Source organism: Mycobacterium sp. (assembly GCF_035314665.1).
Classification (GTDB): domain Bacteria; phylum Actinomycetota; class Actinomycetes; order Mycobacteriales; family Mycobacteriaceae; genus Mycobacterium.
On sequence record NZ_DATFZD010000232.1, the window covers coordinates 1 to 13,254 of the forward strand.

A 13,254-nucleotide genomic window follows, 5' to 3' on the forward strand; every position below is an offset into this window, starting at 1 on the left:
ATGCTGACCGCGGCCCTACTTCAGGCAAGCGGCTCTCCGCCGATACGGTCGCACATCGTGCCGGCCGCGGCGGCGCTGCCGACCGTCTTCGCCGGCGTCGTCAACCTGCTTGCGCAGTGAAAAGCCCGACGCGCGTTCAGATCTCTGGTGTGACAACGCTAGCCACCGTCGGGGGCATCACGCTTTCAGGGATCTCGCGCGTCGTGCTTCCCAGCGCGTTCTGGCGCGTGACGACATAGGTGTAGCGGTCTGCGCCCGGGTCCGTGGCGAGCGGTTCTTTGCTGTCGAGGAGGTCTTCCACGCCGGCCGAAGGTCACCATTCGAAAACGGTTGTGCAACACGGCTGGCTTTCAAGATCAAACTTATTGACAATTGACCCGGTGTCCAATACGACTCAGGTACGACTATGCGGTTCTGCTGAGCGCGGATAAAGGAGCTGACGTTGATCTCGATCTTTGATCGATTCGGCATCAAAGTAGTTGCCGGCGTTGGCTTGTACGGGGCCGCCATCGCGTTGAGCCCGGACGCGGCGGCAACCCACCTGAAAACGGGCGGCTATTCATGCGTCCAGGGACTAGCGGGCGAAACCGCACCGGCGGCGGTCGCCGGCGGACCGGTGGTCGCGGCAGTATGTGTTCCGCCTGCGCCTGTCGGGGCCGCACTATCCGGTGCGGGTGGTCCTGCCGCGGCGGCCCCGGTGCTGGCGGGTGCCCCCGTCCCGGCGGGCGGTGGTGGCCCGGTGCCGGTTGGTGCTCCGGCGGGTTTGCCAGTCGGTGCCCCCGTGATAGCGGGTGCTCCGGCACCAGGCGGCGCTTTACTCACTGGCGCGGGTGGTCCTGCAGGCAAGGAGGCGCCGACTGGTACGCCACCCACTGGCGGGCCCGCGGCCCGTCAGCCGATTCTGCCGGGCCCTCTGGAGTAGGTGGCGGCTGCTTCACATCCGTGACCTTGGCGCGCGGTCTGCGGATCGAATCGGTTGCGGGCCAATGCGTTTGCCTCAGAAGGCAACGGCGAAGTAGCCTCTGTTTTCGGCAACAGCAACGAGGTGTGGGCCCAAGACCGCAACAACGACCTCGCCGGCGTCTTCGGCAACTCGCTCGACGCGACGGCTACCGGCGCCAACTACTTGGTCGACATCCTGCCATCGCTTTAGTATTTTCCCTCGCGCTGCAACGAATTTGGGGTCGGACGCCCCTATTCCTTCACAATCACCGGGTCGCCAACATTGACGTTGTTGAAGTACCACTCCGCGTCTGCGGGGCTCAGGCTGATGCAGCCGTGGCTGACATTTTCCAGCCCAAGCGAATTCACCGCCCACGGCGCTGAGTGTACGAAGATGCCACGGCGGGTGATACGTACGGCGTAATCGACCGGGACCCGGTAACCCGCGGGATCGGTGAGCGGGACGCCGACGCTGCTCGAATCCATAAGCACCGAGCGGTCTTTGGACAGGACCGAGTAGACACCGACGGGCGTCGGGAATTCCGGCCTACCCATCGTGGCCAGCATCACGCCGTCTTCGCCCCAGTGTGGGCGGTGGTGTGGTGCTGGCCGTGGCGGCGGCGGTGTCGCCCCGACCCCGTCGACGCTGACGGTGAACGTGTGGTCCGAGATATCGGCGACGCCGAGGACGGCGGGACCGGTCTTGATCTTTGTGGACTCGCCGCCCACCAAGAGGGTCACGTTGCTGTGCGCCGGCCAGAATCGGTCCGGAACCCATTGCACGACATCGTTGTCGAGCCATTCGAACTTGCCGGTCATCGCGGGCGACGATTTGACGTCTATGGCACGCTCGGCCGCATGCCGGTTGGTGACCGGCGCGCTGAACGTCACCACCACGGGGTGCGCCACACCCACCACCTCGCCAGGCGTTGGTGTAACCGATGCGATGGTGAAGCTCGACGACTGGTTCGTCGCAGCCCCGCTTACGCCGGCCGGCCCCGCAACGACGATCGCAGCGATCACCATCACCGTAAAAAGACAGCGCACAACCGCCCGCATGGTCCGACCCCTTTAATCGACACGGTTCCAATTGGGATCGTAGGGGTACCGCAAAGAGTGGAAGCACAAGGGCGCGTAAGCAATTCGATCACGCGTTGGTCACGTTTTGACCACAGAGGCTGGCGTCAATGGATGCGGGCGCTGCCGCCGAGGCCAATTTCCAGGACACTGCCGGTGATGACCCCGGGGTCGGTCACCAGGTACACCACTCCGCGGCTGACGTCTTCGGGCTGCAGCCATGGCTGAGGTATCGGATTGGCCCTCATCATCCGGCGCACCAGATCATCTGGGATGTCGTCGCCGCCAGCGGGTTGCACCATCGGTGTTTGAGTTGTGGTCGGACAGATGACGTTGACCGTGATGCCCTCTTTGGCGACCTCCAGGGCAACGGACTTTGCGAGGCCGATGACACCCCACTTCGTCGCGTTGTATGCGGCCAGCTCGGGGATGCCCATGCGGCCGCCCATCGACGAGGTCACGACGATCCGTCCGAACCGCTGCTGTCGCATCACCGGTATCGCCGCCCGCAGGGTGTGAAATGCGCCGGTCAGATTCGTGTCGACCAGCTGCTGCCAGACCGTGTCGCTGACCTCTTCCAGCGGCCCGGTGCTGACGATCCCCGCGTTCGCTACCACGATGTCGAGGCTGCCCATGTCGGCGACCGTCTGGTCGATCGCGGCGCCGACCGCGGCCGAATCGCGTACGTCCAGGGTTAGCGGCAAGCAGCGCCGATCGAGCGCTTCAACCAGCTTTGCCGTCTCGCGTAAGTCGTCCTCGGTGCCGAGCGGGTAGGTGAGGTCCGCCATCGCGCCGGGGCCGTCGGCGACGACGATCTCGGCTCCCTCAGCCGCCAACGCCAACGCATGTGCGCGCCCTTGCCCTCGAGCCCCGCCCGTGATCAAGGCCACGCGGCCATCCAAAGCACCCATAGCCGATTAAGCTACCAGGCGGATAATCGCTTGTGGGGTGGCGGATGTCTCGCAAAATCGGTTGCAGGGGGACTGATTTCGATACTCATCTTTGGGGTGAGCGCCCCAATGCCGCCGGCCTCCCGCGACCGGCAAGCGCTTCGTCCATATCGCTGGCGCCGCTCAGAACGAAGCCACCGCCTAGTTGCATGGCTGTCATCTCCTTAGTCGTGGGCGTCAATACGCAGGCGCCGACCATAAATGCGATCGATTAATGCATCCAAAACGGGACTTGGACGCGTTGGCCGCTGGTGGTGCATGTTGGATGTGTCGGCTCGATCCCCCTTGCGGCGCGGGGTTGCTCGTTTGGGGTAGGTGCTGACGAGAGATCCGGCATGGCGGCCACAGCGGAGCTTTGTGACCCCACAACATCTAGACAGTGGTGCATGCCGGTTGGGCGGCGAACCATAAAAAGCATGAACCGCGGAGGCTGCGGAGAGGAGTGATCAAAATGATTTGGTGGACGTTGGCTTCTATCTTCGTCATCGCTCCCCTCGGGGCTCTTGCCGTTGACAGGCCGATCTTCGGCAACTGGATCTGGCGCATCGACGCTGACGCACCGCGGGAGCCTGAATGAGCATTCCGGCGTCGCCCGAAGACCCACGGTCGGCGCAGTCACGGCGTGCCCACTCGGGGCGGGCAACCCTCCGCCGCAGACGGTTTCGCGTCTGCGGCGTTGGGCGCACCTGACGTCAGCCAGTTCGTCGAGCCGCAGTCTTCGCACCGCAGCAGCGTGAGCTGGCGTCCCGTAGTTGTCGGGTTCGCAATACGTTGTTGTTCATTGGTCGGCTCTCACCTTCGCGGCCAGGCAAGCCGCGATCGCCGCCGGTCATGAGGTCTGCGACGAACTTGATCAAGGTAGGCAGGCGAGTGACGTCGCGAACAACGTCATGACACAGACTGATTTGGACGCCTATCACGCCGGGTTTTTCGTCGGAGTCAGCATTGCCGCTTTCTGCCCACGCCATAGCCAGTAGAACCAACGACTTCAAGCTGTCCTCGGGCGGCCTGCCACGCATGGATACATGAGGGGGTAACGATGATTTTCTGGGTGGCGTCTCTACCTGAACCTGACCACATACCCGATTACAGCCATGCCCAGCAGTTCGCCGGTGCTGCCGTGATCGTGGGGTTGATCCTGTTGGTAGCGATTGCGTCGATCATCCGGTACCGGCGGGGTCGCTGACGCGGGTGCTGTTTCAGTGGCTTCCGAGTTGGACGGCTTTGACGACCAGCAGCACCGCGCCGATCACAAGGTAACCGCGTAGGGCCAGCATGCCCAGTTTGGTGCCTGCCGACCATGTCACCGGTTCTAGTAGCGCCAACTGCGGCATCCGCCACTGCTTTTTATCTATGTCGTCGGGCATGGGCGGCGGGGCTGGTTGCGGGCCATGACGGCGTTCGAGCCATTTCAATGCGCCGACAGCAACAATGGCGCCGATCACGATAGCGACCACCAGGTACTCGGTGACGGCGACGACGTTGACGTCCGGGAACAGGGTGGTGGCCATCAAGATTCCCGACAAGAGGAGCAGCGTCGACACGATGAAAGCGGCGACGATGTTAAGCCAGGTGCGGTTCACCCACGGGCCGAGCACTTCTCGGTCGTTGCACAACAGCAGCAGAAACACGCTGGCGCTGGGCAACAGCAGACCGGCCAGCGCCTGCACGGCGGTGGTGATCAACCCCAGCGGTGCGCCAGGGATCAGCACGATTGCCGCGGCGGCGGCAACCATAGCGCTGTAGGAGAAATAGAACTCTTTGGCGTCGGAAAACCCTCGGTGCAACGAGTGTTTGAGACCGAAGACGTCACCGAAGGCGTAGCTGGTGGACAGCGTGACCGCGGCCGCGCCGATGATGGACGCGTCGAGGAGCACGACCGCGAACATCCATCCCAACACATTGCTGTGCTGAGCCAGCAGTCGCGCAATCGCGCCGGCATCGATGAACTCCGTCGAGTGGCCGGTGGAGCGTGATGCCCAGTCCGCAGTCATCACCAATGCTGCTGCGCCAACGACGACGACAAACGCGCCGAGGGTGGTGTCCGCGCGTTCGTAGCCGATGAAACGGGGTGTTATGCGTTTATCGACGATGTTGGACTGTTGGAAGAAAAGCTGCCAGGGGGCGACCGTGGTTCCGACGATCGCGATGATCAGCAGCACCGCATCCGAGCTGAGCCCACCTTTGATGCCGGGTACCACGAAATAACGGGCAGCGGCGCCCCATTGCGGATGTGACAGCAACAGCATTGGAATCTGCAACAACGTAACAGCGATGAACGCGAACATGGCCCGCTCCCAACGCCGAAAACTCCCTGAGGCCATGATCGCGACGAGGGCGACGGCCGAGATGGGAACGACGATGTACTTCGAAACACCGAAATAGCTTGCAGCCAACGATATTCCGATGAATTCAGTCACGATCGTCAAGAAATTCAGCAAGAACAGGTCGCCGACCGAAAACCAGCCCCAGCCGCGGCCAAAACGCTCGTTGATCAACCGCGCATGTCCTACTCCGGTGACCGCTCCGAGTCGAACCACCATCTCCTGGTTGACGATCAGAACCGGAATAAGCAACAACAACACCCACAAAAGGCTGTAGCTGTAGTTTTGCCCTGCCTGGCTGTAGGTCGCCACACCACCGGCGTCGTTATCGCCGACCATTACGATCAGCCCCGGACCGACGATCGCCAGCAACGTGATCAATCGCGTCTTGAGCGTGCGTCCGTGATCGGTCGCGTCCATCCGGATCCGACCGAACGCACCTTCAATGTCGCCGAGGTGCGCACTGTCCAGCACCGCCGAAGTACGCGGAACCTCACCAGCGGTGTCCAACACAGAACGCTGGCTGACCTGAGTGGCCGCTGAACCCTCGACCTCTGGTCGGATATTGGGCTCAGCCATGGGTCGATCCGCCCTGGTTGTCCAAATCCGAGTTATCCGGCGAGGATTCGCGGATCGGGTGCGGCGCAGGTTCGCGTCGGCGCCAGTCTTCCGGAACTGTGGCTTCCAAGAGATCGTCAAACGTCACCACGCCCAGGACGTGGTCGTGTGCGTCGACGACAGGGATGGTCACCAGGTTGTAATCGGCCATCAGCAAGGCGATATCGGTCACGTCGGCTGTCGGGGTGACCCGGACCGGGTCCAAGTCGGCCACTTCTAGCACCGGAGTGTCAGGGGCCGACTGCAGCAGCCCGATCACCGACACCACGCCGACCAGCTCACCGGACGCATTCAGAACATGGATGTTCAACAGCGCCTCGGGCTGCAACGTACGGGCCTCCGACAGAATCGAAATCGCCTGCGCGACAGTAGCATCTGCCGGACAGGAAGCCACATCAACGCCCATCAAACCACCGGCAGTGGCGGGGTTGAAACCCATCAAGGTGATGACCTTGGTGCGCTGACCCGCAGGCAGCAGCTCAAGCACAGGGCGACGGCGAGATTGACGCAGCTCGAAGATCGCGTCGGCGGCGTCGTCAGCCCGCATCCGCGCTAACACCCCGGCGACATCGGCATCACTCATATTGTCGAGCAGCTTGTTGGCTTTATCGGGGTCGAGTTCTTCGAAAACGTCGGCTTCCAACTCGGGGTCACCATGAATGCGGTCGAGAATCTCGCCGCCCTCGCGCTTGTCGGCGTCTTCGAGCAGGTCAGCGATCTGCGCCGGTTTGAGCTTGCCAAAACGCCCCCTGGCGCGGGGCTCAAGACCGCTCTGCTGCTGCCCGATCAGCGGTTCGAACGACTTCCAGTCCCGGCTGGCGTGGCCGCTACCGGCCTTTATGAGGCCGAATAGTCGCGCCGGACGGCGGGTATCGAGGCGCGCCAGCACCCAGTCCGTCCCGGTGTCTTCCAACTCGACGTCGTAGGCGTGCACCAACTCCGCCGCCGGCACATCGATCAGTCGATGATCGAGCAAATCCGCGCGCAACAGAACCTCGCCGGGCCGGCGCTCAAACGCGCGCAGGTTGACCTTGTTCTGCGACAACTGGACCTGGCCGTGCGCCCACTCCGCGATCTGCTTCCAGGACACATACGCCCGGTTCCCGCCGATCTCTGCTACCAGCCCCGTCACCGGCGGGTAGACGTCGACTCCCCCCAAACGCACCACCACATCCTCGACCTTGCCGATGGTGTCGCCGGACCTGGCGATGACCGGCTGACCCAGCAATTCGGACAAATGGATCACGGGCGGTGACGTTGACGCGGCGACCTCAGACGAAGCGGCATCACTCATGACGACCCTTTCCACGAACAGACCGGCGACCTTCGGCGGCGCTGCAGCCCAATATCAACAGGCAGAGGTAAACAATGCGCAACGCCGGTCCAGCTCGACACTCTCGTCACAACAGGTGCAGGCACTGCTTTCTTTTTCTTTGTCACGGTCGCGGTTGGCGCGGTCGGGTTGGGCGCGGCTCCGGCGACTCTGAGCGAGCCGCCGGTGTATCTGTCCGGCTGCGGACTGGGCTTCCAGAAATTCGAATGGAGATTGCATTCCCGACCCCTCGAAATCTCCGGCGAGCGGGTTGCCCGGTGACGGCACCCCAGGCCTGGTCACCGCCCCCGGCTTCGTTGGTCCGGGCGTAGCGACCTCTCCCAACTTCGGTGGTGGCATCCCCGGCGGTCCGCCGCCCAACGCGACCGCTAGGTGCCGAGACGGCGATTACTCGTACAGCACGCACCATTCCGGTACCTGTTCCGGCCACGGCGGCGTGTCGCAGTGGCTGACTAACTGACTAATAGCGGCAAGCGGGCGGACATCTTCGCGGTTCGGGTGTAGCAAACGTGCCGTGGGATTGAGCTCACCGAGGGCTAAGGTCGGCTCGTGCGCAGGACCATCGACTGGGACGGCGACGCGGTCACGATCATCGACCAGACCGCGCTGCCGGCCGATTACCGTGTTCTTAGTCTGCGCACCGTCGACGAGCTGATCGACGCGATCCGCCGCCTTGCCGTACGTGGCGCCCCGGCGCTCGGCGCGGCAGGCGCGCTTGGCGTTGTGCTCGCGGCCCGCGAAGGAGGCGACCTCCGGGCCGCGGCCGAACGAGTCGCGAAGGCACGGCCGACCGCTGTCAACCTCAGCTGGGGAGTCGCGCGTGCTCTCGAGAAAGTCGACGAGGGTGCCGAAGCCGTGCTCGCCGAGGCACTGGAAATCCTCGACGAGGACGAACGCCTCAATCGCGCCGCATCCGCTCACGCCGCCGAGATCGTCCTTGCATTATGCGATCGCCGCCCGCTGCGGCTGCTCAGCCATTGCAACGCCGGTCACCTCGCCACCGTGGCCTGGGGCAGTGCCCTCGGTGTCGTCTGGCACCTTCACGAGCGCGGACTGGTCGAGTCGGTGCTGGTCGATGAGACGCGTCCACTGCTGCAGGGTGCCCGGCTCACGGCATGGGAGCTGGCGCAGTCGGGCGTGCCCTACCGGGTGCAGCCGGACGGCGCCGCGGCGGCGGCGATGGCACGCGGCCTCGTCGACTGCGTGGTCGTCGGCGCCGATCGGATCGCGGCGAATGGCGACGTCGCCAACAAGATCGGCACCTACGGCCTGGCCATCGCAGCGCATCATCACAACGTGCCGCTCGTCGTGGTCGCGCCTTCGTCCACGGTCGACGGGTCGCTCGCCACCGGCGCCGAGATCGCAATCGAGGAACGCCCGCCCGACGAACTCAGGACGTTCAGCGGCACCACCATCACCCCGCCGGACGCCGACGTTTTCAACCCGGCCTTCGACGTAACCCCGGCCGAGCTCATCACCGCAGTTGTCACCGAGCACGGCCGCTACCGGCCGCGCGCCGGCTAATTGTGCGCGTTCGGGACGAACACGGATCCTCTTCGATCGGAGCCGCCCGTCAAGCCGACTTGCGACCTGCGGCGCGGGACGAAAGACGATGCCGGCGCGTGTAATTGACGCTAGCGGGGCGGCCGGGTGCGTCTGGGCGGCGCTCAGGGGTCGGCCCCGCTTCAACTGATCAGCTGGCCAGTGCCCGCATGGCTGTGGCCACGATGGCGTCGGCGTCGGCTGGCGTCAATCCTCCGTGCCCGGTCGCCCTCCGGTACATCGCCGGCCCGAAGATGAGATCCAGCGCCACCTCGGAATCGACGTTCGGATCCAGTTCACCGCGGGCGACTCCGCGGTCCCAGATCTTCCTCACGGCTGCTCGGCGGACGTTCACCTGGTGTGTTCGTATTCGCTCACGTTCAGTTGGGTAGAACTGCGACTCGCCGACGAGTTGGGCGTAGATCGCGCCAAGTGGGCTGGTGTAGAAGCCCATCATGCCGCGCAACGTCAAGCGGAAGTCTTCGGCCGCCGACCCAGTGTCGGGCACGGGCGCGTCGGTCATCATTTGGTGCAGGAACGCGTCGATAGCCACCGCGGTCCTGTTCGGCCACCACTTGTAGATCGTCGCCTTGCTGACGCCGCTGCGGGCCGAGATCCGGTCGATCGACGCCCTGCTCAGGTCGTCCTCCCGCATCAGTTCCATGGCGGCTTTCAGAACGGCGTCGCGGTGTTCCTCGCTGCGCGGTCGACCGCGCGCTCCACTTGGCGTCATTGCTCCAGTTTCCTACCCGTCGTTGGTACAAAGGTAATTACTAGACGTCCCGCTGTGAGTTCGCTCTTGCGCGTTGCCACGAGCCAAACGGGACGTGCAACATCTGACGTGAAATTTCTCAGATCCACGTCAGACATCCTTCAGCTTTGTCTCAGCCGTATCTCGAACGTGCGTAAGGACCCTTTCATGCAGCGCAATCCTCAACTCTGGATCACCACCGGTATCGGTCTCTTAGGCGCCGGCCTGATAGCCGTCACTCCGGTAGCTACGCCGTTGCCTGACGTGCAGCACCGACAGTTCCGGCTCACCGACTATGACGAGTTCGACATGTCCCAGCTGGTCACCACGACCGAAGCCAACTGGTCCGGGTTGGAAACGGTACTCAGCAGCAGTCATTGGCTGACCGACCCGGACATCTCGCAAGGCCTGAGCACCCTGTTCAGCGACCTGTCGACCAACACCGCGAACCCGGTGACCAACCCGCTCTCGCTGCTGACCGAGGGCGCGCTGGCGTTACTCAGCAGCGACGACGCGTCCAACGCGGCCTCGACCGCGCTAACGGCCGTATCGGACAACGTCGAATCTGCGCTTAGCAGCGGCGACTACTCGACGGCGCTCACCGACCTCGAAGACGGGCCCAGCACGGTCCTGTACGCATTCCTCAATGGCTACCCGGAAACCCTTGGCTCCGAATTGATTTCGCCGGAGCTCGGGCTGCTCACCAACACCGTTGGCGGTGCGGCCACCGGGCAGATCGATGCCCTACAGCAGTTGAGCAACACCCTGGCCGACGAACTATCTGCCGTCGGCGGAGGCGATCTGACGACGACCCCAACCTTGTTGGAACCGGGCACCTTGGACCTTTCCGTCAACGTCAGCACAATCCTCAACGACCTTGCCCCCAGCGGCACTCTGAGCCTGCCGGTCAGCCTGGACAGTCTGCTCAGCGACGCCGCCCCCAGCGGCGCACTCAGCCTCCCGGTCTCCGTGGACCAGCTCCTCGGCGACGTCGCACCCAGCGGCACACTCACTCTCCCGGTCAGCCTTGACAGTCTCCTCAATGGGGCCACTCCCGGCGGCACACTCAGTCTGCCGATCTCCCTCGACGGGCTGCTCAGCGACGCCGCCACCAACGGCAATATCACCGTGCCGGTCACCCTTGACCAAGTCCTCGGCGACGTCCTCGGAAACGGCGGCAGTATCAGCGTCCCACCGATCTCCGTCGACACAATCGTCAGTGACCTCGGCAATCCTTCCTACACAATCAACCTCGGCATCGCCAAAGAAACCATCTCCCTGCAGACTTTCATCAACGACCTCGGCATCGGCAATCACACCATTACTCCCCCATCGATCCCCGACAGCACCGTGCTCAGCGACCTGGAGTCGGTGCTGGGCAACTCCGGCACCCAGGACATCACCGTCTCCCTCGGCGACCTCGAGAGCCTTCTCGGCAGCGCGGGAAGCCAGGACATCAGCGTCTCCACCGCCACCCTCGAGGGGCTGCTGGGTACCTCCGGCAGCAGCGACATCACCCTGTCGGTGTCCGACCTGCAGACGCTTCTCGGCAGCGCCGGCAGCCAGGACATCAGCCTGCCGATCAGCACCCTCGAGTCGCTTCTCGGCGCGGCCGGCAGCTCGGACATCAGCATCCCGCTCAACACCCTTGAGGGGCTCTTCCCCAGCACGCTGAGTCTGGACCTGACCATTCCCGAGGTAACTGGGGGCGCTGTGCCCAACTTCGACGTGGACCTGGGCCAAGACCTGCTGGCGGTGCTCGGCAGCATCGCACCGATTTCGTCGGATCTGCCGAGCCTGTTGGGCACCGACCCGACGCTCGACGTCACGTCGCTGTTGAGCAGTGTGGTGACGGACCTGGGCCTGCCAGTGTCGATTACCGGCGGTGACCTGACACTCAACCTCAGCGGCCTAGCCTCAGAACTGCTCGCCGGCTTGGTGCCCTGAGATTGGCCTGCGGCGCCGGCGGGCGGGAGGAACCGCCGGCGCCGCCTGGATCAGCGCGCTCTAGATGTACTGGTAACCATAGAAGTTGGTGACGACGATTGATTTCGTTAGGACCTTTCGACGCAAGGCGTCTCACCACTTCTGGCGCATCCGGCTGACCCGTCGCCGGACGAAAATCGAACCCGGGTGTCCAGCTTGGGAAGAAGCTATTTGCACGACTGCGTCGTTCGCAGCCGGTCGGTCACGCAGCCACCGAGCGGGCCGGCCTTACCGGACCGCGTCGCAGGAGAACGTACGTGGTGCACTCGAAGTTGGGCGACGTACCCCGATGCCCTCGCGGCGGCCATCCCTCCGACGCTAAAGGCGCAGCTGCGTTACGCCCGACCCACTGACGGTGCGCGCAGTCGTCCGGCGATTCGGGCGCCGGTGGCCCGGGTGGCTGCTAACAGCGCAGCCGGGGGGCGGATCCCGACCACAAGCGCGGACACCGCCGCCACCTGCCCGTCGCCCAGCGGAACCGCTACCGCGACACAGCTGACATCTGCCAGCACACTGCCGGCGTCCACAATTGGTACGGAGCGGCCGATTTCAGTGTGGGCGCGCGCCTGCGCCGTTCCCGACGGTACCCGCGCGCCGGGCTCGGGTAGGAATCCAAGCGGGTCGCGGGCATCCACGGTGTCCAGAAACACCACATCGCCGCCGATCGTGGCCGACAGGCTGACAGCTGCGCCGGTGGCGGCGGCGAGTTCAGCCATCGGCCGCCGCGCGGCGACCCGTAGTCGACGCTCCGGCGTCACGCGAGAACCCAATCCCAACAGGCTGGCGCCGAGGCGGTAACGGGTGCCCTCGCGCCGGACCGCCCCAACCTCGATCAACTGTTTGAGCAGCCGGTGCACCGTGGGTCGCGGCACTCCGGTTGCCTGCGCCAGATCGATCAGCCGCACCGGCTGCAGGGCGCCCACCTGATCCAACAAGTCAAATGCGGTCTCGACGATGCTGCGGCCGTCATTGTGGCTGGGACGCCCAGGCGCGTCCGCGTCCCGATCAGCGATCACGGCGTCTGCCCCTTGCTCTCACTGTCACCACCACGCGGCGCGGGCCGACGACCGACCGGTAGTAGGGAGGATCAAGTCGTGGCGTTTCCGCGCGCTCGTTGACACTCAGTAACGCGCGATACCCACGGCTTCTTCCCGTGCCGACGCGCAGAGTCACAAGCGGCACGGCGACTCGCGGTCGAGGCTGGGCCAAAGCCGCCGATAAAACGCAGGTCAGCGACGCGCCGGAGGCAACGATTCGCGGGGAAAGTCCACTCAATGGACGATTAGTCGCCGGTGGTTGCGCCGCCTTCTAGCGTCGGATGGCATGACCTCATCCACCGCATTCGACGTCATCTTCGTCGGCGCCGGACACAACGCGCTGATCGCTGCCGGTTTACCTCGCTAAGGAAGGCCGTAGCGTATGTCTTCTCGACCAGAGCTCGACCCCCGGTGGCTGGGTCCGCAGCGAGGAGCTGACGCTGCCGGGGTTCGTCCATGACAGTTTCTCGGCCCTGCACCCGATTTTTGTCGGCGGCCCGGTGTTCGCCGAGTTGGGCGACGAACTCGCCGACCACGGGCTGCGGTATGTACAGGGTGAGGTGAGCACCGGCGCTTCCTTTCCCGACGGCCGCTCGGCGGTGATCGGCACCGACCCTGACGCGTTGGCTGCCGAGTTGGACCGGCTCCGTGAGCGGCACGCGTGGACACAGCTGATGGCCGAAGCGTCACCCCA

14 protein-coding genes and 1 pseudogene are annotated in these 13,254 nt (G+C 64.4%); 8 read left to right on the forward strand and 7 right to left on the reverse strand.

Annotated features, from left to right (window positions below; genetic code table 11):
• Positions 1-136: 136 nt before the first annotated feature.
• A complete protein-coding gene (locus VKI00_RS17145; protein WP_324439416.1) occupies positions 137-301 on the reverse strand; it encodes a hypothetical protein in 165 nt (54 codons plus the stop codon).
• Between the two features lie 135 nt (positions 302-436).
• Between VKI00_RS17145 and VKI00_RS17150 the strand changes: the two genes are divergently transcribed.
• Together VKI00_RS17150 and VKI00_RS17155 are read left to right on the forward strand one after the other, a co-directional pair.
• Positions 437-922: a hypothetical protein gene (locus VKI00_RS17150; RefSeq protein WP_324439439.1), complete on the forward strand. Its 486-nt coding sequence runs from the start codon at positions 437-439 to the stop codon at positions 920-922.
• Positions 923-976: 54 nt separating this feature from the next.
• Complete coding sequence (locus tag VKI00_RS17155; RefSeq protein WP_324439418.1) at positions 977-1,153, forward strand: hypothetical protein; 177 nt, start codon at positions 977-979, stop codon at positions 1,151-1,153.
• A 41-nt stretch (positions 1,154-1,194) separates the two neighbouring features.
• Here VKI00_RS17155 and VKI00_RS17160 read toward each other — a convergent pair whose 3' ends face one another.
• Both VKI00_RS17160 and VKI00_RS17165 read right to left on the reverse strand, forming a co-directional pair.
• Positions 1,195-2,001, reverse strand: a complete 807-nt coding sequence (locus VKI00_RS17160; protein ID WP_324439420.1) for a L,D-transpeptidase — start codon at positions 1,999-2,001, stop codon at positions 1,195-1,197.
• 125 nt (positions 2,002-2,126) lie between these two features.
• Positions 2,127-2,930, reverse strand: a complete 804-nt coding sequence (locus VKI00_RS17165; RefSeq protein WP_324439422.1) for a mycofactocin-coupled SDR family oxidoreductase — start codon at positions 2,928-2,930, stop codon at positions 2,127-2,129.
• Positions 2,931-3,721: 791 nt separating this feature from the next.
• Between VKI00_RS17165 and VKI00_RS17170 the strand changes: the two genes are divergently transcribed.
• Positions 3,722-3,946 (forward strand): DUF732 domain-containing protein, encoded by a 225-nt coding sequence (locus VKI00_RS17170; protein WP_324439424.1) that lies wholly within the window; start codon positions 3,722-3,724, stop codon positions 3,944-3,946.
• Positions 3,947-4,168: 222 nt separating this feature from the next.
• On the opposite strand, the gene VKI00_RS17175 is transcribed toward VKI00_RS17170, so the two are convergent.
• Both VKI00_RS17175 and VKI00_RS17180 read right to left on the reverse strand, forming a co-directional pair.
• The gene (locus tag VKI00_RS17175; protein WP_414687228.1) at positions 4,169-5,767 is read right to left on the reverse strand and encodes an NRAMP family divalent metal transporter; all 1,599 of its coding nucleotides are present in this window, start codon (positions 5,765-5,767) and stop codon (positions 4,169-4,171) included.
• 97 nt (positions 5,768-5,864) lie between these two features.
• Positions 5,865-7,205, reverse strand: a complete 1,341-nt coding sequence (locus VKI00_RS17180) for a magnesium transporter MgtE N-terminal domain-containing protein (protein WP_324439426.1) — start codon at positions 7,203-7,205, stop codon at positions 5,865-5,867.
• A 289-nt stretch (positions 7,206-7,494) separates the two neighbouring features.
• Between VKI00_RS17180 and VKI00_RS17185 the strand changes: the two genes are divergently transcribed.
• Positions 7,495-7,704: a DUF3761 domain-containing protein gene (locus VKI00_RS17185; RefSeq protein WP_324439428.1), complete on the forward strand. Its 210-nt coding sequence runs from the start codon at positions 7,495-7,497 to the stop codon at positions 7,702-7,704.
• Between the two features lie 89 nt (positions 7,705-7,793).
• Positions 7,794-8,768 carry an S-methyl-5-thioribose-1-phosphate isomerase gene (mtnA, locus tag VKI00_RS17190; protein WP_324439430.1) on the forward strand — a complete coding sequence of 325 codons (975 nt, stop codon included), beginning with the start codon at positions 7,794-7,796 and terminating at the stop codon, positions 8,766-8,768.
• 169 nt (positions 8,769-8,937) lie between these two features.
• Here the strand turns inward: mtnA and VKI00_RS17195 are convergent, their stop codons facing one another.
• Positions 8,938-9,519, reverse strand: a complete 582-nt coding sequence (locus VKI00_RS17195; protein ID WP_324439431.1) for a TetR/AcrR family transcriptional regulator — start codon at positions 9,517-9,519, stop codon at positions 8,938-8,940.
• Positions 9,520-9,705: 186 nt separating this feature from the next.
• On the opposite strand from VKI00_RS17195, the gene VKI00_RS17200 reads away from it, so the two are divergent.
• Positions 9,706-11,484 (forward strand): hypothetical protein, encoded by a 1,779-nt coding sequence (locus tag VKI00_RS17200; RefSeq protein WP_324439433.1) that lies wholly within the window; start codon positions 9,706-9,708, stop codon positions 11,482-11,484.
• A 374-nt stretch (positions 11,485-11,858) separates the two neighbouring features.
• Here VKI00_RS17200 and VKI00_RS17205 read toward each other — a convergent pair whose 3' ends face one another.
• Positions 11,859-12,539 carry a helix-turn-helix domain-containing protein gene (locus tag VKI00_RS17205; RefSeq protein ID WP_324439435.1) on the reverse strand — a complete coding sequence of 227 codons (681 nt, stop codon included), beginning with the start codon at positions 12,537-12,539 and terminating at the stop codon, positions 11,859-11,861.
• A gap of 368 nt (positions 12,540-12,907) precedes the next feature.
• On the opposite strand from VKI00_RS17205, the pseudogene VKI00_RS33830 reads away from it, so the two are divergent.
• Positions 12,908-13,012: pseudogene (locus VKI00_RS33830) on the forward strand (NAD(P)-binding protein); the annotation flags it as partial.
• 48 nt (positions 13,013-13,060) lie between these two features.
• Positions 13,061-13,254 (forward strand): hypothetical protein (locus tag VKI00_RS17210; protein WP_324439437.1); only part of this gene is annotated, 194 nt, incomplete at its 3' end.